The organism is Streptomyces sp. NPDC058646, assembly GCF_042716875.1.
Lineage (GTDB): Bacteria > Actinomycetota > Actinomycetes > Streptomycetales > Streptomycetaceae > Streptomyces.
In genome coordinates, this window is sequence record NZ_JBHXRK010000001.1 from 187,398 (window position 1) to 211,040 (window position 23,643).

Genomic DNA, 23,643 nt, shown 5'->3' on the forward strand with positions numbered 1-23,643 from the left:
GGCGGGACTGACCGCACCGGGCCGGAACAGGGCGGCTCAGTGGTGCCAGGCCCGCCCGCCCACGTTGTGGATGAACCGCTGGAGCACCTTCAGGGTGAGGAGGTACTCCTCGTCCGAGATGCCCGCATGGCGCTCGTCCCACAGCTGCTCCTGCAGAGCCGCGGCCTCGGCGTGGAACGCCCGGCCCTCGGGGGTGAGGTCGAGGCGGCCCTCGGCGTCCTGGGTGATCCAGCCCCGGACGACGGCCGTGTCGATCTCCTCGGCCAGCGCCTCCTCGCCCACCGCGAGGTAGTTCCGCAGCACCCCGGTCACCTCCTCCCGGGACCTGCCCGCCGGGGCGGGCGCGAGCTGGGTGAGGATCCACCACTGCGGCTGGGTGGTGCCCAGCCCGGCCAGCGCGCCCCGGGTGCGGCTGACGACCGCGTCGTAGGCGGCCCAGCTCCAGTAGCCGATGGGCTGCCGGACCAGTTCGGCGTCTTCGTGCGAGTACTCCATGGCGGGTCCGCTCCGTTCCGTCGCTGTGCAGATCGTCCGACACCCAGGACCCTATGAACTCAACCCCGGTCGAGGTCCAGTGGCGAGGCCGGGCGAGGTCCGGCGGCGAGCTCCGGCCCCCGGAGGCGGCCGGGTCAGCGCCCCGGCCGCAGGCGCCGCAGCAGCGCCGGGCCCGCGCTGATCAGCAGGGCCAGGCCCACCGCCAGCGCCACACCCTTCCAGGGCTCCGGGAAGAGCGAGCCGCCCAGGATGCCGATCAGACCGTACGTCGCCGCCCAGGCCAGGCAGGCCGGCGCGTCCCCGCGGGCGAAACGGCGCAGCGGCAGCTCCGCCAGCAGGCAGGCCAGCATCGCCGGGATGCGCCCCGCCGGGACCAGCCGGGACAGCACCAGCACCAGCACCCCGTGCTCGTCGAGCCCGGTCTGCGCCTGCTCCAGCCGCTCGGGCGTGGCCCGGTTGCGCAGCGCCTCCAGCCACCGCGAGCCGTTGCGGGAGTGCACCCCGCGCCGGCCCAGCCAGTACAGGGCCACGTCCCCGGTGAACGCGGCCAGCGCCGACACCCCGAAGACCAGCAGCAGCCCGAAGGGCAGCGACTGGTGGAAGGCCACCACCGCGGCCGAACTGACCAGCGCCCCGGTCGGGATCACCGGCACCAGCGCCCCCAGCGCCACGAGCAGGAACAGCGCCGGATACCCCACCGCCTGCTGGGTCGTCTCCGGCGGTACCTGGCCGGCCGCCGCCGCGAGTTCGCGCAGGATCACGGCAGCCGCACCCGCTCGCCGTGCCCGGGCACCCGCACCGTCACCTTCGGCGCCAGCAGGCCCGCCCGGCGCGCGAACTCCTCGCCCGGCGCGTGGAACTCGTGGGGCCGCACCGCGTCCAGCCCGATCGGCCAGTACGTGCCGTAGTGCACCGGGACCGCAGCCGAGGGCGCCAGTCCGGCAAGCGCCGTGGCCGCCCGCGCCGGGTCCAGGTGCCCCGGCCCCAGGTACGGACCCCAGCCGCCCACCGGCAGCAGCGCCACGTCCACCGGCCCGACCTCCCCGGCCATCGCGTCGAACAGCCCGGTGTCCCCGGCGAAGTAGGTCCGCGCCGCGCCCTGCACCACGTACCCGAGCGCGGGCGCGAGCTGCGGCCCGAACGGCAGCCGCCGTCCGTCGTGCCGCGCGCTGACCGCCCGTACCCGTACGCCGTCCCGCACGGCGACCTCGTCGCCCGGCGCCACCTCGGTCACCGGCAGCCCGCGCAGCCGGGCCAGGCGCGCGAACCCCGGCACCGCCCGGCGCGCGCCGCGCGGCACGAGCAGCCGGGTGCCGGGCGCGAGCCGCGCCAGGGACGGCAGGTGCAGATGGTCGGCGTGCAGGTGCGACACCAGCGCCACGTCCGCCACCGCCGCCTCGGGCGGCGGCACCGCCCCGCGCCTGCGCCGCAGATGCGCCAGCCGCCGGGCGAACAGCGGGTCGGTCAGCACCCGCACCCCGGAGTCCTCGACCGTGCACGTGGCATGCCCCCACCAGGTGATCTCCACCGGCATCCGGCCTCCCTCCCTCGCCCGCTCTCTCCCACGAGCCTAAGCGGCCCCGGGGGAAGCGGGGTGCGTCCCCGCCCCCGGCAGGGAGGCTGCCCCGAGGATCCGCAGGGAACCCGAAGCTCTCCCGACCCCTCCTCGCGGGCGTGAGATCGGAGTAGGGTCGGGCGGCATGGAAGAGCTGCGCGTGGCCGCGATCGCCAGCCTGGCCCCGCTCGAAGACCTGGACGCCGACCCCTTCGCCGTGGACACCCGGAGCCAGCAGGCGATGTGCGCCCGCTGGGCCGCCGGGCAGGGCTACGTCGTGACGCGGCAACTGCTCTTCTACGGGCTGCGATCCGACCACTGCGTGCTCTGGTCCGGCGTCGACGACGGGCAGGTCGACCTCTTCGTCGCCGCCAACCACCGGGTGCTGGCCCGCGCGCTGCGCTGCGTCGAGGAGTTCAGCGCCGAATGCGCACGGCGCGGCGTACGGCTGGAGACCGCCGGTCTCGACGAGCCGCAGTACACCTCCGTGATGAAGGCCGAGGTGCACCGCAGGCTCTCCATGCCCACCGCCGGCTACGACGGCACCTGACGGGCGCCCCCGCCCGTACCGGAGCGCCCCCCGTGTCGCCCGGCCGGGTGAGCGGCCCTGTGCGAGCCTGGGAGGCGGGACGGGGGTCCGCGGCGGGTCGCGGGCCGGAGCGGTGAGGCGGGTGCGGCGTGTGGCGAGGACGGTGGCGGACCGCGGGCAGCGCCCTGGTACGGGTGATCGTCGTGTGGGCGGTGTCCACCCTCACGATGCTGGCGCTGGCCGGGATCCTGCCCGATTTCCGGCTCCGGGCCGGTGACGGCGACAGCATCACGCAGATCGGGCTGACCGCCGCCTGGGGCGCGGGGGCCTTCGGCCTGCTGAGCGCCCTGGTCTGGCCGGTGCTCGTACGGGCCCTGCTGCTGGTTCCCGCCCTGGTGCTCGGCCTGCTCGTCTTCTTCCTGAACGGCTCGCTGCTGCTCATAGCGCTCAGCCTCATCCCGGCCGGGCGGGGGGAAGTCGCACCGGAGACCGCGGTCGTGGTGGCCGCGGTCATGTCCGCCGTGGCATCGGCGACTTCGACCGCGCTCGCGGTGCGCGACGACGGGGCCTACCGGCGGCGCCTGCACCGGCTCGCCGACCGGCGGCGCCGCCGGCAGGGCCGCGCGGCCGGACCCCGCAGGGGCGCGGCCCCGCCGGGCCTGGTCTTCCTCCAGCTCGACGGCGTCGGGTACGAGGCCCTGCACCGGGCCGCGGAGGGCGCCCTGATGCCGACCGTGCGGGACTGGCTGGACGGCAGCCACCGCATCGCCCCGTGGCGGACGGACTGGTCCAGCCAGACCGGGGCCAGCCAGCTCGGGATCCTGCACGGCTCCAACTTCGACGTGCCGGCCTTCCGCTGGTACGAGAAGGACACCGGCGAGGTCGTCGTCTGCAACCGGCCCACCAGCGCCGCCGAGCTCCAGCGGCGCGCCGTCGAGCGCACCGGGGACGGCGGCCTGCTCACCCTGGACGGGGCCAGCCGCGGCAACCTGTTCAGCGGCGGCGCCGACCAGCTGGCCCTGGTGCTGTCGGTCTCGGCCAGGCGGGGCCGGGCGAACCGGTCCCGCGCCGGCTACTTCGCGTACTTCTCCGACCCGGCCAACGCCGTCCGCACGGCCCTGTCCTTCGTCGCCGAGGTGGGCCGGGAGATCGGACAGTCGGTACGGGCGCGGATGCGCGGCGACCGGCCGAGGGTCTCCCGGGGCGGGCTGTACCCGCTGATCCGGGCCTTCGCCACGGTGGTGGAACGCGACGTGGTGGTGGCGGCCGTGATCGGCGACATGTTCGCGGGCCGCGCCGCGGTCTACGCGGACCTGGTCGCCTACGACGAGGTCGCGCACCACAGCGGCCCGGAGGGCCGGGACACCGACCGGGTCCTGGCCCGCCTCGACCGCAGCCTCGCGCTGATCGCCCGGGTCGCCGAGCACGCGCCGCGCGAGTACCGGATCGTCCTGCTGTCGGACCACGGGCAGAGCCCGGGGGAGACCTTCCTCGGCCGGTACGGGCTGACCCTGAAGGACCTGGTCCGGGCGGGCTGCGGACTGCCGGTCTCCCGCCGGGCCGGCGGCACCCGCAGCGGCGCCGAGGCCCGCGCGGCCGTCCTCGCGGCCCTGCACCGGCCGGTGGAGGAGGGCGAGGAGGCCCACCCGGAGCCCGGCTCCGACCCGGTGGTGCTGGCCTCGGGCAACCTCGGGCTGATCTCCTTCCCCGAGGTTCCCGGCCGGGCCTCGCGGGAGTGGATCGAGCGGGCGCACCCCGCCCTGCTGGCGACCCTGGCGAACCATCCGGGGGTGGGCTTCGTGCTGGTGGACGGGGTGGTACTGGGCCCGGGCGGAACGGCGGCGCGGCTGGACGTCCCGGGGGAGGCGGAGGAGTTCCTGGCCTCCTTCGGCCCGGGCGCGGCCAGGGCCGTCCGGCGGACCGACTCCTTCCCGCACGTGGCCGACATCATGGTCAACTCGGCGTACGACCCGCGGACGGGCGCCGTGCACGCCTTCGAGGAGCAGATCGGCTCACACGGCGGCCTGGGAGGGGAGCAGGGGCACCCGTTCCTGATGTGGCCGACGGGGCTCTCGGACCCGGGCGCCGACCTGGTGGGAGCGGAGGCCGTCCACGCGGTCCTGCGGCGCTGGCTCCGGGAGGCGGACGGCCCGCAGGTCCCCGTCGGACCCGGGGCCGCCGCGCGGCCCGCCGGGGGCCGCGCGCAGGATCCGCGGCCGGAGGGGGACACCGGCGGAACCTTTCCTCCCGCGGGGGTGCCCGCACGGGACGAAATCCGCTGATTTGGTGCCTCGTGTGCGGTGGCCGACCATGTGTCGACCTGCCCACCATGTGAGACCTACCGAGGCGCACCCCCGATGACCAGCACCGCAGCCCCGTCCGTCGAGACCACCGGGACTGCGGGGTCCGCCCCGCAGGGCGACCCGCACGCCCGGCGCTTCGGCCTTCCCGTAGCCACCTGCCTGGTCATGGGCAACATCATCGGCGGCGGGATCTTCCTCCTCCCCGCGTCGGTGGCCCCCTTCGGGACGATCAGCCTCGTCGCCTTCGCCGTGCTCACCGTGGGAGCGACCGCCCTCGCGCTGGTCTTCGGCCGTCTCGCGCGGCGGCACCCGCGGACCGGCGGCCCGTACGTCTACGCCCGCGCGGCCTTCGGGGACTTCGCCGGCTTCCTCGCCGCCTGGAGCTACTGGATCACCGGCTGGGTCTCGAACGCGGCCCTCGCGGTGGCGTCGGTCGGCTACCTGTCGGTGCTCTTCCCCGCCGTCGGCGCGCACAGGTGGTCGATGTGCCTGGCCGCACTGGCGGTGCAGTGGCTCCCCGCGCTCGCCAACCTGGCGGGCACCCGCTACGTCGGCGCGGTCCAACTGGTCTCGACCGTACTGAAGTTCATCCCGCTGCTGCTGGTGGCCGTGGGCGGGCTGTTCTTCTTCGACCCGGACAACCTCGGCCCCTTCCGGGCCACCGACCAGAGCGCGGTCGGCGCCGTCTCCGCCTCAGCGGCCATCCTGCTCTTCAGCTACCTCGGCGTCGAGTCCGCCGCCGTCAGCGCGGGCGAGGTACGCGACCCGGCCCGCAACGTCGGCCGGGCCACGATCCTGGGCACGGCCGGCGCCGCAGCCGTCTACCTGCTCGGCACCCTCGCCGTCTTCGGCCTGGTCTCCCACGACACGCTCGTCGGCTCCCAGGCGCCCTTCACCGACGCGGTCAACGCCATGTTCGGCGGGACCTGGGGCGGCACGGTGGTCGCCTGCGCCGCCGTGGTCTCGATCACGGGCGCCCTCAACGGATGGACCCTGCTCAGCGCGCAGACCCCGTACGCGGCCGCCGAGGACGGGCTCTTCCCGAAGGTCTTCGCCAGGAAGCGGCGCGGGGTCCCGGTCGCCGGCGTCCTCGTCACGGTGCTCCTCGCCTCCGCCCTGACCGTCTACAACTACACGGCCGGCGCGGAGGGCGTTTTCGAGATCCTGGTCCTGGTCACCACCTTCACGGCCACCGTCCCGTACCTGCTGTCCACGGCCGCCCAGATCTACTTCCTCGCCACCGGCCGGTCGGAGCGCGTCGACCGCCCCCGCCTCGTGCGCGACGCGGTCCTGGCCTGCCTGGCCTTCGGCTTCTCCATGTGGCTGGTCGCCGGTTCCGGATACGCGGCGGTCTACCAGGGCGTGCTGTTCCTCTTCGCGGGCGTCCTCGTCCACGCCGTCATGTCCGCCCGCCGGGTGCGGCAGGCGGGGCAGGCGGGAGCCGGCACCGGCGCGTGAGACCCCGTACGGGGCGCGCACCCGGACGGCCGCACCCCGGATGCCGTCCCCGCGCCCCCGGGGGAGGCTGTGGCCGTGACCGCCGCCACCGCACAGACGAGGACCGCGCCATGACCCACTGCCGGCGTATCGGCGTCATGACCGGGGTCGCAGCGCTGCTGCTGACCGCCACCGCCTGCTCGGGCCTGGGCCGGAGCACGGTGGGCATGCTCAGCTTCCGGGGCCACGACTCGCCGGTGGAGGTGAGCTACACCAGCACCTCGGTGAAGGGCTGCCACCGCATCGACGTCCCCCACGGGGCCTCCCACGTCGAGAACAACACCCTCGTCGACGTCGTCCTGTACCGGACGCCGGACTGCCGGAAGGCCGACCCCGACGACGGCATCTACGTCGCCACCACCCAGTCGAACGTCACCGCGCCCGACACCCTGCCCTGGCGCAGCTTCCGGGTCATCCACTGACCCGACGGGCCGGTGACGGTCCCCGCACCGATCTCGACGCGTTCTGCCGGCGCGGCCCGGTCCGGGGCTTCCACCTGCATGCGTACGGGCAGCCCACGGACGGCGGGGGCGACACCCTGCGGAGCCGGCGCGAGCACGCCTGTCCGGTTCCGCAGGGCGTCTGCCTGCCGTTCACCCCCAGGGGGCCCGTCTTCCGACCGGCCCGAGTCCCGACGACTCAGTCGAGGTAGTCGCGCAGTACCTGCGAACGCGACGGGTGGCGCAGCTTCGACATCGTCTTGGACTCGATCTGGCGGATGCGCTCACGGGTGACCCCGTACACGCGGCCGATCTCGTCCAGCGTCTTCGGCTGGCCGTCGTTGAGGCCGTAGCGCATGGAGACCACGCCCGCCTCGCGCTCCGAGAGCGTGCCCAGGATGGACTGGAGCTGCTCCTGGAGGAAGGTGAAGGAGACCGCGTCGGCCGGGACGACCGCCTCGGAGTCCTCGATGAGGTCACCGAACTCGCTGTCGCCCTCCTCACCCAGGGGGGTGTGCAGGGAGATCGGCTCACGGCCGTACTTCTGGACCTCGATGACCTTCTCGGGGGTCATGTCGAGTTCCTTGCCCAGCTCCTCCGGGGTGGGCTCGCGGCCCAGGTCCTGGAGCATCTGGCGCTGCACGCGGGCGAGCTTGTTGATGATCTCGACCATGTGCACCGGGATGCGGATGGTGCGCGACTGGTCGGCCATGGCGCGGGTGATCGCCTGCCGGATCCACCAGGTCGCGTACGTGGAGAACTTGAAGCCCTTGGTGTAGTCGAACTTCTCCACGGCGCGGATCAGGCCGACGTTGCCCTCCTGGATCAGGTCCAGGAAGAGCATGCCGCGGCCCGTGTAGCGCTTGGCGAGGGAGACCACGAGGCGGAGGTTGGCCTCCAGCAGGTGGTTCTTGGCGCGGCGGCCGTCCTCGACGAGGATCTCCAGCTCGCGCTTGAAGGCGGGCTTGTGGTCCTCCTCCTCTTCGAGCTTGTACTCGGAGAAGAGACCCGCCTCGATGCGCTTGGCGAGCTCGACCTCCTGCTCGGCGTTGAGGAGCGGCACCTTGCCGATCAGCTTCAGGTAGTCCTTGACCGGGTCGGCGGTGGCACCGGCCACCATGACCGTCTGCGCCGGGGCGTCGTCCTCGTCGTCGTCGGACAGGACGAAGCCCTGGGAGCCGCCGGCCTTCGGCGCCTCCTCCTCGGCCTCGTCGGCGAGGTCCTCGGCAGCCCAGTCCTCGCCCACGGCCGCGGGGGTCTCGCCCTCGTCGGCGTCCTTGGCACCGGTCTTCTTCGCCGCGGCCGTCTTCTTGACGGCCGTCTTCTTCACGGCGGCCTTCTTGACGGTGCGCTTCTTCGGCTCGGCGGCCTCGGCCGCCTCCTCGGGAGCGGCCGCGGTGTCTGCAGATATCGCCGCCGCGGCGGCGACGGGGGCGGCCGCGGTCTTGCGCGCGCCGATGGGGCGCGGCGCGGCGGCGGCCTTCTTGGCCACGGTGCGGGCGGGGGCGGCGGCGGCCTTGCGGGGCTTCTTGGCGGCAGCCTTGGTGGCGGGGGCCGCGCTGACGTGAAGGGCGACACCCTCCTCGTCCAGGACCTGGTTCAGGCTGCGCAGGACCCGCTTCCACTGGTCCACCGGGATGCGGCCGGCCTCGAAGGCCTGGCGCACGTCGTCACCGTTGATGTGACCCTGCTCGCGTCCGCGCTCGACGAGCGCGACGAGGGCCTCGGATTCGGCGATCTCCGGAGGGAACGTACGGGACGGGCTGAGCGACACAAGGAGCCTCTCGTTGCGAACAGATAAGGGGTGGACGGGACATCATCGCGCGAACTCGGGAAACAGACCCGAGGGGGGTCTGTATTCCGGGGCCGCGCGAGGACACCTGTCGGTTCATCGCACGTCCGAGTCGATTCGTTACGCGCTGAATTGAGTGACCTGCGCCACGCTGTGTCCGCGCAACCGATTCGGCGCGGATCCGTCCGGCCCCGCCGTCAGCCCGTTTTGCGGGCCTCGATGAGGAAACGGGCGGTGTGCGCGACGAACGGACCCTCGCGTGCAATCCGTTCGTGCAGCTCGCGCAACCGGTCCCGGTACTGCCCGACCGTGAAGCCGGGCACCATCCAGATCACCTTCCGCAGAAAGTAGATCACGGCTCCGATGTCGTGGAACTCCGTGCGCAGGCGTTCGGACCGCAGATCGACCACTTCGAGCCCGGCCTCCGTCGCCGCGGCCACCGCGTCGTCGGGGTGCCGGCCGCGCCGGACCTCCTCGGGCTGCGGGCCCAGGAAGAACTCGACGAGCTCGAAGACGCTCGCCGGGCCGACCTGCTGGGAGAGGTAGGAACCGCCCGGCAGCAGCACGCGCGCGATCTCGTCCCACCAGATGGTCACCGGATGCCGGCTGGTGACCAGCTCGAAGGCCCCGTCCCCGAAGGGCAGCGGCGGCTCGTCGGTGTCGACGACCACGGCCGCGCCGAGCGGGTGCAGCAGCTCGGTGGCCTTCTGGACGTTGGGCGGCCAGGACTCGGTGGCCACCGTCAGCGGGGGCAGCGGACCGGCCCCGGCGAGCACCTCGCCGCCGCCGGTCTGGATGTCGAGCACGGACCGGACCCCGGCCAGCCGCTCCCGCAGGAGCCCCTGGTACCCCCAGGAGGGACGCTGCTCGGTGGCCCGGCCGTCGAGCCAGGAGAAGTCCCAGCCGTCCACGGAGACCGATTCCGCTTCGGCGACGAGATGGTCGAAAGTACGCGTCATGTCTAGATCGTCCCAGGCCGGGACCCGGTGGACCACCGGATATGTCGACTACAGTGGACGGCGGGCCGTGACTGGCGTTCGGGTGGATCACCACCGGGGAGCGGCCCGGCGTACTCCCGTACGCCGACTGCCGCGCGCCTGGGCGAACCGCGATCCGCAGCGACGTTCAGGAGACCCCATGACGACTGCCACTGCCCAGCTGATGGACGGCACCGCCCTCGCGCGCCGCATCTCGGAGCAGACCGCCGCCCGGGCGGCGCAGATCACCGAGCGCACCGGCACCGCTCCCTGCCTCGCCACGGTCCTGGTCGGCGAGGACCCCGCCTCGGTCACGTACGTCCGCATGAAGCAGAACCGCTGTGCCAAGGCCGGGATCACCTCGCGCCACGTGGAGCTGCCGGCCGCCACCACCACCGAGGAACTGGTGGCCACCCTCACCGCGCTCTCGGCGGACCCGGAGATCAGCGGCATCCTGCTCCAGCACCCCGTTCCGCACCACATCGACGAGCGGGCCGCCTTCGAGGCCATCGCCCCGGGCAAGGACGTCGACGGGGTCACCATGCACTCCTTCGCCGCCATGGGCTTCGGACTGCCGGGCTTCGTGTCCTGCACCCCCGGCGGGATCATGCGCCTGCTGGAGGCCTACGACGTCGACCTGACCGGCAAGCACGCCGTCGTCGTCGGCCGCAGCGCCATCCTCGGCAAGCCCGCCGGGATGCTCCTGCTGGAGAAGAACGCCACCGTCACCTACTGCCACTCGCGCACCCGCGACCTGCCCTCGATCGTGCGCCAGGCCGACGTGCTGGTCGCCGCCGTCGGCAAGGCCGAGTTCATCCGCGGCGAGGACATCAAGCCGGGCGCGGTGGTCCTGGACGCCGGGTACAACGAGGGCAACGTGGGCGACGTCCACTTCGAGTCGGCCGCCGCGCGGGCCTCGCTGATCACCCCCGTGCCGGGCGGGGTCGGCCCGATGACCATCGCCGTCCTGCTGGAGCAGACCGTCCAGGCGGCCGCCGCACAGGCCGGGCTGGACCTCGCGGGCCTCTGACCCCCGCGGAGCGCTGAGCACCCGCAGGCCTGCGCCCTGCCCCCTGCCGACCCCTGACCTCCGCGGCACCCTTCCCCGCACGCCGTACGCCCCGGGCCCTTCGGCCCGGGGCGCGCCGTTTCCGCCGGTGACCGGACGGAGGGACGATCCCCGGAGCGGGACCCGGGCGGTGCAGCGGACAGGTGAGCGCACCGGGGGACACGCAGACCTGGGGCCCGCCGGGCCGCACTGCAGGGCGGGTGCCGGGAGCCTGAACTGCCTGCGGCAGGGTGCCGCCGTGATCAGGGCGGGGGCGGTGACGGTCTTCTTCGCCCGGCGCCTGGGGGCCCTCACCGGCGAGGGCCGCCGCAGCGGCCCCGGCGCCCGCCCGACGCCGCGGGAGCGGCCCCCGGCTCAGGCCCGCCCCACCGCCGCCCGGCGGCGCGCCGCGGCGACGACGGGGGAGCGGCGGAACTCCCGGGACAGTGCCGTCAGGGGCCGGCTGTCCAGGCGGTACGGGTCCGGGTGCCCGGGCCCGGCGCCGCCCGCCGCCCGGTCCTGGCAGGCCGCCGCCAGCACGGCCGCGTCGGCCACCACCGCGGCCCGCGCCTCGCAGACGCCCTGCCCCCGCGCGGCCTCGTATGCGGTCTGCCGCACAGCGGGGTCGAACCAGGGAGCCAGGGCCAGGATCCCGTCGTCGATGACGGACTCCCGGTGGATCAGCCGGATCCCGACCGGCGACCACCAGGTGAGCGGTACGGTGCGGAGGTTGGAGGCGGCGTAGCCGCGCAGCGCCGTCGACAGCGGACGCAGCAGCCGGTACCGGTTGAAGTCCCGCCAGGCCGCCGACCCGCCGACCAGCGGCACGGTGAACCCCGCACCGACCATCAGGGCTGCCGCCGAGGCCAGCGGCGGTGCCACGTCCGTGGACAGGACCACCCAGTCGCGGCCCGCCCAGCGGGCTCCCACGGAGGCCCACTTGGCGGCGAGGTAGGCCAGGTCCAGCAGCCCGCCGAGCACGATCAGGGCCAGCCCGCTGCGCAGCGGCCGCAGCGAGCGGTCCGCGCGCCGCAGCCACTTCGCGCACAGCAGGGTCAGCGCCGAGGTGCCCACCGTGTGCGCCACCAGGAAGCAGACGATCATCTCGCGGATCCACGGTGTCGTGGCGTAGTACGTGTCCAGGTCGCGGAGGCGTTCCACCGGCGCGTCGCCGATCACGAACAGCACCACGATCGCCGCGGTGACCGCGCCGAACACGCCCGCCGTCAGCCGGGTGGCACGCCGCACGGCCGCGGGCGGACCGCCACGCCACTGCAGGACCAGGACGACGCACAGCCCCGAGAAGACGGTGGCCAGGCCGAACACCAGCGGCGCGGAGAAGTTGACCACGCCGGTGAACCGGTTGACCGCGGCGATCGTCGGCGGTGACGCCAGGAACGTGATGGGGGCGCCCACCACGAGCAGGGCGCACGCCGTCCGGTTCAGCGGCTGGTCCCAGCCCCGGCGCAGCATCGGCGCCTTGATCAGCAGCGCCAGGAGCATCAGGGAACCGGGCAGGAGCAGCAGGAGCCCGCCGCTCACCGGACCTGTCCGACGGGGTCGGCGGGGCCGACCGGGTCCACCGGGCCGGTGCCGGTGTCTGTGCCGGTGCCGGTGTCTGTGCAGGGCTCTGTGCCGAGGACGGCTCCGGGGGCGGCTCCCGGTACCGGGCCGAGCCCGGCGACGGCCCGCTCGGCGGCGGTGAGCGGCGGCGCCTGGAGGGCGCCCCGGTCCGAGGCGCGCAGGACGTGCCAGATCACCGGCGGGCGCAGCCAGTGGGTGGGTGCGCTGCTCATGGTGAGGACCTTGAACAGGGCGGCGGTGAGCACCTCGTCGGTGGTGGCCCCCGTCATCAGCCGGTTGACGTACGCGTTGAGCAGGCCGGTCCCGGCCCGCGGCTTCATCCCGGTGGCGCCGGGGTACAGGATGTCCTGCGAGGTGGCCAGCTCCCAGGCGGTGCTGACCTGCGGGGCGATCGCGCGCTGCGCCGCGCGGCCGATGCCCGGGTGGGCGAGGCCCTTGGCCTGGAGCAGGGCGCGTACGGCCAGCAGTCCCTGGGCGGCGACCGACATGCCCTGCCCGTACAGCGGGTTGAAGGTGGCGACGGAGTCGCCGACGGCGATGAAGCCGTCGGGCAGCTCGGCCTTCTCGAAGTAGATCCGGCGGTTGGCGGTGCCCTGGGTGACGGAGACGTCCGTCAGGGGCTTCCTGCCCTCCAGGAGTTCGCCGACGATCGGGTCCCGGACGCCCTTGGCGAACGGGATGAACCGGTCCGGGTCGCCGGTCGGCTGACCGCCGCGGGTGCCGGAGAGGGTGGCCTGCCACTGGCCGTTCTCGATGGGCACGATCGTGGCCGTCTGCCCGGGCACGGGCACCCGGGGGTCGGACTGCACGTTCACGATGGGGAAGCCCATCTCGTGGGCCCCCGGAGGGGCTTCGAAGATCCGGGTCGCGTAGACGAGCCCGGAGTCGACCTCCGCCTGCCGGATCCCGCTCACGCCCAGCGCCTGGAGCCAGGTCCGGGCCCGCGAGCCGCGCCCGCTCGCGTCGACCACCAGGTCGGCCGCCACCACCAGGCCCTCTTCCTGGGGGGTGTCGACGCGGACGCCGGTGACCCGGGCCGCCGTGCCCTCCAGCCCCCGGACGCGGCTCTGCCGGAGGGTGGAGACCCCGTCGAGGCCGGTCACCCGGGCGCGGACCACCGAGTCCAGGAGGTCCCGGCTGCAGGAGATGTTGAACTGCTTCTCCCCGCAGCGCGGTATCCAGCCCTGGGCGGTCTTGGTGACCAGGTCGGTGGGCAGGCTGCGGCGGATGGCGCCCGCGGCCGTCCAGTCGTCGGTGATGCCGGGCAGGATCCGCTCGATGGCGCGGGCGCCGCCCGACCACAGCAGGTGGGTGTGGCGGGCCTGCGGGAGTCCGCGGCGCGGCGCCGGGCCGTCGGGCAGCGGGTCCGCGTCGATGACGGTGACCGTCGCGTGCTCGGCGAGGACGGCGGCCGCGAGGAGGCCGGCCAGACTGCCGCCGATGACGACGGCGTGGTGCGGCCGGGAAGACTGGTTCATCGTGTCGTGCTCTCTGTCAGGGCCGTGCTGAGGGCATCGGCGCGAGGTGTGCGGCGGCTGGCCGGGGCGCAGGTCACCGGCGTGACACGGCGCTTCCCCAGCCGAGCGAGGTCTTGATGCGCTCGAGCGCCTCGGGGAACTGCTCCTCCCGGGGCGGCGGCAGGTAGGGCCGCAGGAGGCTGCCGAGGTGCAGGCCGAAGGTCTCGGCCCGGACCTCCGCCGGATCCCCCTGGTCGGCGCGGGCGGCGGCCTGCCGGACCACCGGGGCCAGCCCGTCACCGGAGTTCAGCAGTTCGGTCAGTTCTCCGTGGCGCCCCGTCAACCGGGCGGCGACCGCCATGCCCGGCCCGAGGCTGTCGCAGGACCCCTCGTCGAGGTGCCACAGCTCGTGGCAGGCGATGACGAGCTGGTGCTCGGGCCGGGTGTGCTCCTCGATGACGATCAGGTCGACGTCGTCCAGCGCCAGCCAGAGCCCGCTCGCGGTGTCGGGCGGGAAGGCGGAAAAGTGGAAGTCGACCTTCCGTTCGGTGCCCCGGCGTCGGGTGTAGGCGGCGCAGAGGGCCGCGATGATCTCCGTGACATCGGCGGGAGGCGTCAGGCGCGCGTCCGCAAGCAGGTCGGACCCCAGTTTCCGCATGGCTCGTGTGGTCCTCATGGCGCTTCTCCCTCGGCGGTGCGGCCTTCGGCCGCGGGTCCGCCCTTCGTGCCCGGAAGCCCGAGCTGTCCCTCGCGCGCGAGGAGGTCGTCCAAGTGGTCGGCCAGCGACTTCCAGCCCTGCGGGGACAGCCGGCCCGCCCGGGTGACGATGCTCCGTACGTCGTGCCCCCGCATCACCGCCAGCATCGGGTTCTCCGTCTCCCGCTCGGCGGACTCCAGTTCGCGCTCGATGCCGGACAGAACGGTCGCCAGCGCCTCGGCGTCGTCGGCCAGCAGGAAGCCGCTCTCGACGCCGTAGAAGCGCTGGATCCCGGCGGCCGCCGCCAGGTTCGGCAGGCCCTCGCGCTGGACGAGCCGGGTCAGCGACTGCCCCGACGCGTCGAAGGACCTGGCGATGGCGGCGAGTGAGTGGGCCTGCCCGTCCTGGCGGGGACGGGTGCGGCGCAGGTGTTCGAAGCGCTGGTGGACCTGCTCCTTCAGCGGCAGCCGGGGCGGCCTGCCGTCGAGGGTCAGCCGGATGGCGTGCGGGTCCATGCCGGTCAGGTGCGACAGGTGTTCCAGGTCGTCCCCGCCGTCCGGGGCCGTGCTCGCGGTGAGGGCCAGGGCCCGCTCCACCGCGCTCTTGCTGTCGGCGAGGAGGAATCCCGCGTAGACCCCGAAGAAGCGCTGCACGCCCGCCGCGTGGCCCAGCCGGGGCAGTCCGGTGCCCGCGTTGAGCGGGCCGAGGGAGGCGCCGGGTGCGTCGAAGTCGTCGGCGATGGCCGCGAGCGGCCACTCCCGGCCGTGCTTGTCCCGCCGGGTGGCCCGCAGGTGGAGGAACCGCCGGTGCACGCGCTGCTCCAGCGGCAGCTCGGGGGCCGTGCCCGCCACCACCCCGGGGACCCGGGCGGCTTCGACCCCGGAGAGCAGACTGAGCCGCTCCACGGCCAGCACCTCGGCAGGGTCCTTGCCGCGCTGCCCCGCCAGCTCCTCGATGCGACGCCAGGCCGCGGCGAGGGCGGGTCGGGCGGCGGCTCGCACCTGCGGATTCTCCGTGAGTCGAGAAGGAGTTCGAGTGTTCTGGGCTGGATGAAGCCTAGCCGTCCGCCCCCCGCCGAACCAGGGCACCCCCAACCTTTCCTGTGCTCGGACTCAAGAAAGGTTGGGCTCAGGAGACCGGTGCGTGCGGGTACTTCGCCGTCGCCGGGTCACCCGGCAGCAGCCGTTCCGCCGTCGTCGTGCCCCGGCGTCCACCGCCCCGCCCGGGACCGGCCGGGGGCGACTCAGCCCAGGTCGAAGAGGTTCCGCAGGCCGAGCCGGTAGCGCCACCGGTCGTGCCGCCGGGCGGCCTCCAGCCCCGGCGCCCGGTACCGGGGCGTCACCGTGCACCGGGCCGCCGCCGAGCCGTCCCGGTCGAGCAGGCAGTTGACGGCCGCGCGCGCCGAGGCGTTGGCCCCCTCCATCGTGGCCAGGTCGATCTCGACCTGCACGTAGTCCCCGCTGAGGAAGAAGTTCGGTATGCGGGTGCCCGCGCTCGGCCGGTTGTGGAAGGTGCCGGTCGGGTGGATCAGCAGTTCGTCCTCGTTGGTCGGGTCCGGGGTGCCGAGCCCGTCCACGCCCGGGTCCAGGAACCACGAGTGGAGCGCCGAGTCGCTCAGCGCGATTGCCCCGGTGTCGTTGAGGGAGGCCTTCAGCTGCGCCCACACCTCCCGCGCCACCTCGTCGCGGGTGCACTGTTTGGCCGTCTTCCCGTAGAGGATCCCCGGCTTGTCCCACTCCGAGATGTCCACCGACAGGCAGTCCACCGCCCGGCCGTCCCCGTAGTCGGCGGGGAAGTCGCGGGACGGCCAGTGCTCGGCCTGCTGGATCGCCGTCAGCGACCAGGCGGAGTCGATGCAGTTGAAGTGGCCGTGCACGAGCGGCGCCCGCTCGGTGAGATAGAACTGGATGCCGGTCATCCAGTCGGTCTCCAGCCGGTCGCAGCGCCCCAGCATCGGATCCGCGGCCCGCAGGCCCGCGCTCCAGGTACGGCGGGCGTGCTCCACGGGCAGCGCCGACACGTAGTGGTCGGCGGTGACCGTCTGCCGGGAGCCCGCCGGGTCCAGGACCACCACCCCGCTCACCCGGCCGTCGCCGTACTGCACCTCCCGGACCGTCCAGCCGATCTTGAACTCCACGCCCAGGGAGCGCAGGTGGGCCTCCCACGGGTCGATCCACGCCTCGTTGGTCGGCAGGTTCAGGATGCGGTCGGGCGGCCCGTCCGCGCCGCGCCCGAGCGCGTTGAAGACGAAGGCCTCGCCGAGGGTCCCGACCGTACGGGTGGAGGCCTCCTCGGCCTTGGTCGCCACGATGTTGCGGGTGATGCCGACGGCGAGGATCCGCTGGTACTCGCGGGACATCTGCGCGGCGCGCACGAAGTCCCACCAGGGGGTGTGCTCCCACACCTCGTCCCGCCGCTCGTCGCAGCTGGTGAGGAAGACGAGCACGCGGTCGGCGAAGTACGCGGTCTCGTGCGGGGGGAGGCGGACCAGGGTCTGCAGGATGCCGCCGAGGGCGCGCCGCAGCTCGTCGGGCGTCAGCTCGGCGGGGGAGTGGCCGGGCCACGGGATGGGCGCGCGCAGGTCCTCGCGGCCCCCCTCCCGGGCGAACATCATCTCGCGCGGGGCGACGAGGTTGTCCCACACGCCGTTCGCGTTCCCGGGGAAGGGGATGCGCCGCATCGTGTCGGGCAGGTCGTGGTAGATGCCGGGGATGAAGCGGAAGCCGTGCTCGGCGGGTAACGGCCGGCGTCCCCCGCGGGCGCTGCCGGGCACGTCCATGCTGCGCGCCTTGCCGCCGAGCGCGCGGCGCTCGTACACGGTGACGGCGTAGCCGCGCTCCGCCAGTTCGTGGGCGGCCGTCAGGCCCGCGACCCCGCCGCCCAGTACGGCGACCCGGCGGCCGCTCCCCGCTGCCGCGGCCGCCGCCGTGCCGCTGGTGGCGGCGGTGGCCGCGGACGCCGGGACCGCCGCCGCCCCGACCGCCGACAGGGCCCCGGCCCCGGCCGCCGCGCCCGCCATGAACGTACGCCTGGAACTTCCCGTGCCCGCCATCCGGTGCCCCCTCGTTACCGCTGGTAACAGTCTCGTCCGGCGCAGGAGCATAGGGGGGCCGCGCTCGGCACGGAAGGCACGGACGTACCCGAGCGCACTATGGCGCGAAAGGTTCACACCGGCGCCCGCTGTGCGAACCTTGACTTCACGTCACGGGAAAAGGAGCCGGTGCATGCCGAGTGAGCCGCTGTCGCAGAAGGAGATCGAGGACCGCCTGCGGGAACTGCCGGGCTGGGCCTTCGAGGACGACCGCATCTTCCGTACCTACCGGCTGGGCACGCACTTCGCGGCGAGCGCCTTGGTCGCCCACATCGCCTCCGTGCAGCAGGAGTTGAACCACCACTCCGACCTGACGCTCGGCTACGACACGGTCCGCCTGTCGGTGCACAGCCATGACGCCGGCGGGGCCGTGACCGAGGCGGACTTCGCCCTCGCCGAACGGGTCGAGGCCATCGCCCCGGCCCACGGCGCGAGCTGATGCCCCGGCCCTCCCCGCCACCGGGCACGCTCCTCGGCTACGACGCGGAGGCCGCGGCCTACGACGCCACCCGCGGCGGCACCCCGCGCGCCGCGGCGGCCGCCGCGGCGGTCCTCGGCCTGCTTCCCGCACGGACCGCCACCCTCCTGGACCTCGGCTGCGGCACCGGCATCGTCACCACCCGGCTCACCCGGCCCGGACTGCGGGTCCTGGGCGCGGACACCTCGTACGGGATGGCCGCGACGGCGGCCCGCCGCGGGGTCCCGGTGGTCCTCGCCTCCGGCACCCGGCTGCCGGTGCGGACCGGATCCCTGGACGCGGTGAGCGCGGTGTGGCTGCTCCACCTGCTGCGGGAACCCGGCGCCGTCGGGGAGCTGGTCGCCGAGGCCGGCCGGATCCTGCGGCCGGGCGGGGTCCTCGTCACCACCGTGGACAAGGACGCCGCCCACGACGTCGGCAGCGACATCGACACCGTGCTCGCGCCGCACCTGACGCGGTCCCCGGCGGACGCCTCCGGACAGATCGCGGACCACGCGGACCGGGCGGGCCTGGAACCGACCGGCCAGGCCCGGTTCACCGGCCACGGCCAGGGCCGCACCCCGCGCCAGGCGGCCGCCGCGCTGCTCGCGGGCCGGTACGCCTCCCGGATCGTCCCGCGCGGCATCACCGCGCAGGAACTGGCGGCCCGGCTGGAACGTCTGCCCGATCCGGACCGGCCGCGCGGGGAGCCGGTGTACACGCTCCGCCGCTACACCCGCGTCTGACGGCTTCCGCTCCGGACGGCCGGACGGCCGGACGGCCGCGCGGCTGCCCGGCCGTCCCCCGTCAGAGCCGTTCCAGACGCCACCACTGGGCGGGGGAGTCGCTGTCCTCGCCCTGCCGGACCCGCCCCTCCCCGTCGGTCTCCAGCACCAGGCCGCTGATGCACGCGATCAGCGACACCACCCCGGGATCGTCCAGGTGCTCCTCGACGATCCACTCCTGCGCGCCGAAGGCGTTCGCCCGCCACACCTGCACCCGGGCGCCGCTGTCCGTCGAGGCGTTGGCGACGTCGAGCCGCCGCCCGTTGTCCTCGCTCACCACGTGGAAGATGCCGCCGCCGCTGTGCACGGGCGAGATCCGCCACCGGCGGGCGGCCGCCGGGGCGGGCGGCCCGTCGGGTCCGACCCGTACCCGGGAGGCGCCCTCCAGCTGGAGCACCAGCCCGCTCTTCACGTTGCGGATCCGGTAGAGCCCGTCGGAAAGTGTCATGCGATCGCCGCTCACACGTCGAAGACGGCCGGATCCGGCCCGATCCGGCGGCCCGCCGCGCCCGCGCCGAGGGCGTCCAGCGCGGCGACGTCGGCGGCGTCCAGCTCGAATCCGAAGACGTCCAGGTTCTCCCGGATGCGCGCCGGGGTCACGGACTTCGGGATCACCACGTTCCCGTGCTGGAGGTGCCAGCGCAGCACCACCTGCGCGGCGCTGCGGCCGTGCTTCGCGGCGATCACGGTGACGGCGGGGAGCGTCAGCAGCTCCTTGCCCTGCCCCAGCGGAGACCAGGCCTCGGTGGCGATCCCGCGCTCGGCGTGCACGGCCCGCAGCTCGGCCTGCGGGAACAGCGGATGCAGCTCGATCTGGTTCACGGCCGGGACCAGCGCGCTCTCCGCGGCGATCCGTTCCAGGTCGGCCGGGCGGAAGTTGGACACGCCGACCGCCTTCGCGCGGCCGCTCGCGGCGATCTCCTCGAAGGTCTTCCAGATGGAGACGAAGTCCTCGCGCATCGGGCGCGGCCAGTGGATCAGGTACAGGTCGACGTGGTCGAGCCGCAGCTTGCCGAGCGAGTCGTCGAAGGCGCGCAGCACCGCGTCCCGGTCCCAGGTCCGCTTCGGGCCGTTCCACAGCTTGGTGGTGACGAACACTTCCTCGCGGGCCACGCCGGAGGCGGCGAGGCCCTTGCCGGTGCCGGCCTCGTTGCCGTAGACGGACGCGGTGTCGATGCTGCGGTAGCCGGCCTCCAGCGCGGTCGCGACGGCGCGCTCCGCCTCGGCGTCCGGCACCTGCCAGACGCCGAAACCGAGCTGGGGCATCAGCGTGTCGTTGTTGAGCTTGACGGTGGGGACCTGATTCACGTCGGGTAGTTCCCTCGGGTCGGTGGTGCGGCGGCGTACGAGGGGCGACAACCGGCCCCCCGTACGCCGTATTCCCGCCACGGCGCCGACCCTCACGACGCGCCGGCGGAGCTCCCCAGGTACGCCTCCCGGACGCTCGGGTCCGTCCGGACCTCGGCCGGGGTGCCCTCGGCGAGCACCTTCCCGAGGTCCAGGACGACCACCCGGGTGCACAGGTCCATCACGAAGGCCACGTTGTGCTCCACGAGCAGCACCCCGCAGCCCTCCTCCGCGGCCAGCCCCCGCACCACCCCGGCGAGCCGCCCGCGCTCGGGGGCCGACATGCCGGAGGCCGGCTCGTCCAGCAGCAGGACCCGCGGCGGATCGGCCGCGGCGCGGGCCAGCTCCACCATCCGGGCCTGCCCGACGGGCAGGCCGCCCGCGGACGCCGGCCCGAGCCGGCCGATCCCGCAGCTCGCCAGCACCCGCTCGCCCCGGGCCCGCCGTTCCCGCTCGCGGGCCCGCCGAGCCGGCCAGCCCGTGAGGTCGGCGGCGAGGCCGCCTCCGCCGCCCCGCCACTCCTGCGCCACCAGCACGTTGTCGGCCACGCTGAGCTGCCCGAACAACTGCTGGCGCTGGAAGGTCCGGCGCATCCCGTGGCGGGCCCGCCAGACGGGGGAGCGGCGGGTGATGTCCGCCCCGTCCAGCAGCAACCGGCCCTCGTCGGGCCGCCGGATCCCGGACAGCACGTCGAACAGGGTGGTCTTCCCGGCCCCGTTCGGCCCGATCAGCCCGCACACCTCACCGGCCCGGATCCCGAGGTCCACCCCCGTCAGCGCCCGGACACCGCCGAACCGGAGGCTGACGCCGCGGGCCTCCAGTACGTATCCGCTCATGTCGCGATCCCCAGGTAGGCCTCGGTGAGCCGGTCCGCCTCCACCTCGGCCCGCGGGCCGCACCAGGAGACCCGGCCCTGGGCTAGGTAGGCGACGGTGTCGGCGATCCCGAGGATCTCGGCCGCCTTCTCCTCCACCAGCAGCAGCGCGGTCCCGGCGTCACGGAGCTCCGTGAGCAGCGCGTACACCGCGTCCACGACGCGCGGGGCCAGCCCGAGCGAGGGCTCGTCGGCGATCAGCACCGCGGGCGGCCGCTGCAGCAGCGGGGCCAGGGCCAGCATCTGCTGCTCCCCGCCGGAGAGGGCGCCCGCGGGGATCCCGCGCCGCTCCGCCAGCCGGGGGAACCGGTCGTACACGGCGGCCCGCGCCGCTGCCTCCCCCAGGTACAGGGCCAGGTTCTCCTCGATGGTGAGCGCGGGGAAGATCCCGCGGCCCTCGGGGGCCAGCAGCACCCCGGCCCGCGCCCGGCGCACGGCCCCCTCGTGCGTGGCCTCCCGTCCGTTCACGAGTACGGAGCCGGCCGCGACGGGCAGCAGCCCCGCGGCCACCCGGCACGCGGTGCTCTTCCCGGCGCCGTTCGGCCCCAGCACGGCGAGGATCTCGCCCTTCCGGACGGCCAGGTCGACGCCGTGCAGCACGAGCCCGCCGTCGTACCCGGCCGCGACCGAGCGCAGCTCCAGGGCGGGCCCTGCGGCGCTCTCCCCCGCACCACCCCTCCGCGGAACCGGGGGCCGCAGCCCGAAGCCGGCCCCGCCGGCGTTCGAGGGGCGGGGTCCGGAGCGGAGCCCCGCTTCGGGAAGGGGCGGGGCGGGGGAGGGCCCCGCAGGGTCCCGCCCCGCGGCCCGCCGCTTCGCCAGCCGGACCGGCACCGCCGCGCCGTACCCGTCGGGATCGTTGGCCAGGGCCAGCCCCGCCAGACCGAACAGGATCACCGGCAGGTGCACGGACTCCGTCACGTAGTCCGACAGCAGCCGCGGCGCCACGGCGAACACCAGCCCCGCCACCACCGCGTACTGCGGCCTGCGCACGCCCGCCGCCACCACGACCGCCAGCCACACCAGCCCCGTCATCGCCGTGAAGTCCGTCGCGGTGATACGGGTGTTGTACGAGGCGTACAGGACGCCCCCGAAGCCGGCGAGCCCGGCCGACAGCGTGAACAGCAGCAGTTTCGTCCGCAGTACGGAGACGCCCGAGGCCACGGCCGCCGCGGGCGCCGACCGCACGGCCAGCATCGCCCGCCCCGACGGCGAGCCGCGCAGCGCGCTCAGCCCGGCCGCCACCAGGGCGACCAGCACCACCAGGGCCACCCCCAGCGCCCGGTCGTCGGACAGGTCCACCGGGCCGAACACCGGGCGGGGGACCGGCCATCCCGCATCCCCGTTGCGCAGCCACCTCAGCTGGAACAGCACCTGGTCGGCGAGGAAGGCCAGCGCCAGCGTCGCCAGCGCCAGCGAGCGCCCGCCGAGGCGCAGCGCCGGCAGGGCGGCCAGCGCCCCCAGCACCGCCGCCCCGCACGTCCCCACCGCCAGCGCCGCGACGAACGGCCAGCCCCGGCTCATGAGCAGCCCTGCGACCAGGGCGGCGCCGGTCACGAAGGTGGCCTGGGCCAGCGAGACCATCGCCCCGAGCCCGGTCACCACGGTGAAGGACATGAACACCAGGGCGATGGCCAGCCCTTGCGCCAGCAGCCCGCTCCAGAAAGGGGTCGTCACGGTGTAGAAGGCGACGCAGAGCAGACCCGCGCCCGCGGCCCACACCCCCCAGCGGCGTCCCCAGGAGGCCCCGGCCAGATGGTCCACCGGCGGTGCGTCCACGGCCGCGACCCCCGCGGTCCGGGCCCGCCGGGTGAGCACCAGCAGACCGCCGAAGAGGATCAGGAAGGGTACCGCGGTGCGGAACCCGGTGATCCCCTCGGCGAAGGAGGCGTATCCGGCCACCAGGTTCTGCAGGACGCCCAGTCCCAGGCCGCCCGCGAAGGCGAGCGGCACGGATGCGAACCGTCCGATGACCGCCGCCGTCGCCGAGACGAACAGGAACAGGGTGAAGTCGTGCGCCGACAGGCCCAGCAGGGGCGTGGCCAGCACGCCCGCCAGGCCGGCCAGCCCCGACGCGATCATCCAGGCCACCGAGGACAGCCGGTCGGCGCTGATCCCGCGCAGCTCGGTCAGCGACCGGTTGTCGACGGCGGCGCGCAGCCGCAGCCCCAGCCGCGTGTGCCGCATCAGCACCCACAGGGCCACCGCCACCAGCGCGGTCACCACCCAGGTGATCAGCTGGTCGGAGTCGATGCCGACGCCCTCGGCGAGCTGCCAGGACTTCGCGGGGCTCGGTCCCACGCCCGGCAGCCCGAACTGGTTCTCCGCCGGTTTCACGGGCGCGCCCGCGTCCGCCAGCAGCTCCACCACCCACAGGCCGGCGGCCGGCAGGGCCACCAGCAGCCCGATGGTGGCGACGATCTGCGCGGTCTCGCCGACCCGCGCGAGCCGCCGGAACATCAGCCGGTCCAGCCCCCAGCCGAGTGCGGGGGCCAGGACGAGCACCACCAGCAGCGCCGCCGGTACGGCTGGCCACCCGAGCCCCGAGTGCAACTCGTAGAAGGTGAGCGCGCACAGGTAGGCGGTGGCCCCGTGCGCGAAGTTGAACAGCCCGGACGCCGAGTACGACAGCACCAGCCCGGTGGCGAGCAGTGCGTACAGGGCGCCGGAGACCAGACCGCTCAGTACGAAGACGAGCAGATCTCCCATGGCGCGTCC

General features: G+C 74.4%; 21 protein-coding genes and 1 riboswitch. Of the genes, 7 read left to right on the forward strand and 14 right to left on the reverse strand.

Annotation, left to right across the window (positions count from 1 at the left end):
• Positions 1-36: 36 nt before the first annotated feature.
• The 3 genes from ACFWUZ_RS00820 to ACFWUZ_RS00830 form a co-directional block, all read right to left on the reverse strand.
• Positions 37-495 carry a MarR family transcriptional regulator gene (locus tag ACFWUZ_RS00820; protein ID WP_384364848.1) on the reverse strand — a complete coding sequence of 153 codons (459 nt, stop codon included), beginning with the start codon at positions 493-495 and terminating at the stop codon, positions 37-39.
• Between the two features lie 134 nt (positions 496-629).
• Positions 630-1,250: a DedA family protein gene (locus ACFWUZ_RS00825; protein ID WP_384366247.1), complete on the reverse strand. Its 621-nt coding sequence runs from the start codon at positions 1,248-1,250 to the stop codon at positions 630-632.
• Between the two features lie 2 nt (positions 1,251-1,252).
• A complete protein-coding gene (locus ACFWUZ_RS00830; RefSeq protein WP_384364851.1) occupies positions 1,253-2,029 on the reverse strand; it encodes an MBL fold metallo-hydrolase in 777 nt (258 codons plus the stop codon).
• Positions 2,030-2,195: 166 nt separating this feature from the next.
• Here ACFWUZ_RS00830 and ACFWUZ_RS00835 point away from each other — a divergent pair, with 166 nt between their 5' ends.
• The 4 genes from ACFWUZ_RS00835 to ACFWUZ_RS00850 all read left to right on the forward strand — a co-directional run bounded on the left by ACFWUZ_RS00835 (position 2,196) and on the right by ACFWUZ_RS00850 (position 6,801).
• A complete protein-coding gene (locus ACFWUZ_RS00835) occupies positions 2,196-2,600 on the forward strand; it encodes a hypothetical protein (protein WP_384364854.1) in 405 nt (134 codons plus the stop codon).
• Positions 2,601-2,728: 128 nt separating this feature from the next.
• Entirely contained in the window at positions 2,729-4,861 is a 2,133-nt protein-coding gene (locus tag ACFWUZ_RS00840; RefSeq protein ID WP_384364857.1) for a phage holin family protein, read from the forward strand.
• Between the two features lie 75 nt (positions 4,862-4,936).
• Entirely contained in the window at positions 4,937-6,340 is a 1,404-nt protein-coding gene (locus ACFWUZ_RS00845; protein WP_384364860.1) for an amino acid permease, read from the forward strand.
• Positions 6,341-6,450: 110 nt separating this feature from the next.
• On the forward strand, positions 6,451-6,801 hold the full coding sequence (locus ACFWUZ_RS00850; RefSeq protein WP_384364862.1) for a hypothetical protein: 351 nt from the start codon (positions 6,451-6,453) through the stop codon (positions 6,799-6,801).
• A gap of 217 nt (positions 6,802-7,018) precedes the next feature.
• Here the strand turns inward: ACFWUZ_RS00850 and ACFWUZ_RS00855 are convergent, their stop codons facing one another.
• Together ACFWUZ_RS00855 and ACFWUZ_RS00860 are read right to left on the reverse strand one after the other, a co-directional pair.
• Complete coding sequence (locus tag ACFWUZ_RS00855) at positions 7,019-8,593, reverse strand: RNA polymerase sigma factor (RefSeq protein ID WP_384364865.1); 1,575 nt, start codon at positions 8,591-8,593, stop codon at positions 7,019-7,021.
• 215 nt (positions 8,594-8,808) lie between these two features.
• Positions 8,809-9,570 carry a methyltransferase domain-containing protein gene (locus ACFWUZ_RS00860; RefSeq protein WP_384364868.1) on the reverse strand — a complete coding sequence of 254 codons (762 nt, stop codon included), beginning with the start codon at positions 9,568-9,570 and terminating at the stop codon, positions 8,809-8,811.
• Between the two features lie 57 nt (positions 9,571-9,627).
• Positions 9,628-9,721: riboswitch (ZMP/ZTP riboswitch) on the forward strand.
• Between the two features lie 27 nt (positions 9,722-9,748).
• Between ACFWUZ_RS00860 and ACFWUZ_RS00865 the strand changes: the two genes are divergently transcribed.
• Complete coding sequence (locus tag ACFWUZ_RS00865; RefSeq protein WP_384364871.1) at positions 9,749-10,618, forward strand: bifunctional 5,10-methylenetetrahydrofolate dehydrogenase/5,10-methenyltetrahydrofolate cyclohydrolase; 870 nt, start codon at positions 9,749-9,751, stop codon at positions 10,616-10,618.
• 393 nt (positions 10,619-11,011) lie between these two features.
• On the opposite strand, the gene ACFWUZ_RS00870 is transcribed toward ACFWUZ_RS00865, so the two are convergent.
• The 5 genes from ACFWUZ_RS00870 to ACFWUZ_RS00890 all read right to left on the reverse strand — a co-directional run bounded on the left by ACFWUZ_RS00870 (position 11,012) and on the right by ACFWUZ_RS00890 (position 17,426).
• Positions 11,012-12,178 (reverse strand): MAB_1171c family putative transporter, encoded by a 1,167-nt coding sequence (locus tag ACFWUZ_RS00870; protein WP_384364874.1) that lies wholly within the window; start codon positions 12,176-12,178, stop codon positions 11,012-11,014.
• On the reverse strand, positions 12,175-13,698 hold the full coding sequence (locus ACFWUZ_RS00875; protein ID WP_384364877.1) for an NAD(P)/FAD-dependent oxidoreductase: 1,524 nt from the start codon (positions 13,696-13,698) through the stop codon (positions 12,175-12,177). Before ACFWUZ_RS00875 ends, ACFWUZ_RS00870 begins: the two co-directional genes overlap by 4 nt.
• A 73-nt stretch (positions 13,699-13,771) precedes the next feature.
• Positions 13,772-14,353: a toxin-antitoxin system, toxin component gene (locus ACFWUZ_RS00880; RefSeq protein WP_384364880.1), complete on the reverse strand. Its 582-nt coding sequence runs from the start codon at positions 14,351-14,353 to the stop codon at positions 13,772-13,774.
• Positions 14,350-15,375, reverse strand: a complete 1,026-nt coding sequence (locus ACFWUZ_RS00885) for a hypothetical protein (protein ID WP_384364883.1) — start codon at positions 15,373-15,375, stop codon at positions 14,350-14,352. Before ACFWUZ_RS00885 ends, ACFWUZ_RS00880 begins: the two co-directional genes overlap by 4 nt.
• 242 nt (positions 15,376-15,617) lie before the next feature.
• Positions 15,618-17,426: an FAD-dependent oxidoreductase gene (locus tag ACFWUZ_RS00890; RefSeq protein ID WP_384364886.1), complete on the reverse strand. Its 1,809-nt coding sequence runs from the start codon at positions 17,424-17,426 to the stop codon at positions 15,618-15,620.
• 172 nt (positions 17,427-17,598) lie between these two features.
• On the opposite strand from ACFWUZ_RS00890, the gene ACFWUZ_RS00895 reads away from it, so the two are divergent.
• A complete protein-coding gene (locus ACFWUZ_RS00895) occupies positions 17,599-17,904 on the forward strand; it encodes a 4a-hydroxytetrahydrobiopterin dehydratase (protein ID WP_384364889.1) in 306 nt (101 codons plus the stop codon).
• Complete coding sequence (locus tag ACFWUZ_RS00900; protein WP_384364892.1) at positions 17,904-18,668, forward strand: class I SAM-dependent methyltransferase; 765 nt, start codon at positions 17,904-17,906, stop codon at positions 18,666-18,668. Before ACFWUZ_RS00895 ends, ACFWUZ_RS00900 begins: the two co-directional genes overlap by 1 nt.
• A 61-nt stretch (positions 18,669-18,729) precedes the next feature.
• On the opposite strand, the gene ACFWUZ_RS00905 is transcribed toward ACFWUZ_RS00900, so the two are convergent.
• The 4 genes from ACFWUZ_RS00905 to ACFWUZ_RS00920 form a co-directional block, all read right to left on the reverse strand.
• Entirely contained in the window at positions 18,730-19,155 is a 426-nt protein-coding gene (locus ACFWUZ_RS00905) for an RICIN domain-containing protein (protein WP_384364895.1), read from the reverse strand.
• Between the two features lie 11 nt (positions 19,156-19,166).
• A complete protein-coding gene (locus ACFWUZ_RS00910; RefSeq protein WP_384364898.1) occupies positions 19,167-20,015 on the reverse strand; it encodes an aldo/keto reductase in 849 nt (282 codons plus the stop codon).
• 92 nt (positions 20,016-20,107) lie between these two features.
• A complete protein-coding gene (locus tag ACFWUZ_RS00915) occupies positions 20,108-20,890 on the reverse strand; it encodes an ABC transporter ATP-binding protein (RefSeq protein WP_384364901.1) in 783 nt (260 codons plus the stop codon).
• Entirely contained in the window at positions 20,887-23,634 is a 2,748-nt protein-coding gene (locus ACFWUZ_RS00920) for an ATP-binding cassette domain-containing protein (RefSeq protein ID WP_384364904.1), read from the reverse strand. The genes ACFWUZ_RS00915 and ACFWUZ_RS00920 overlap by 4 nt, the downstream gene beginning before the upstream one ends.
• Positions 23,635-23,643 lie beyond the last annotated feature (9 nt).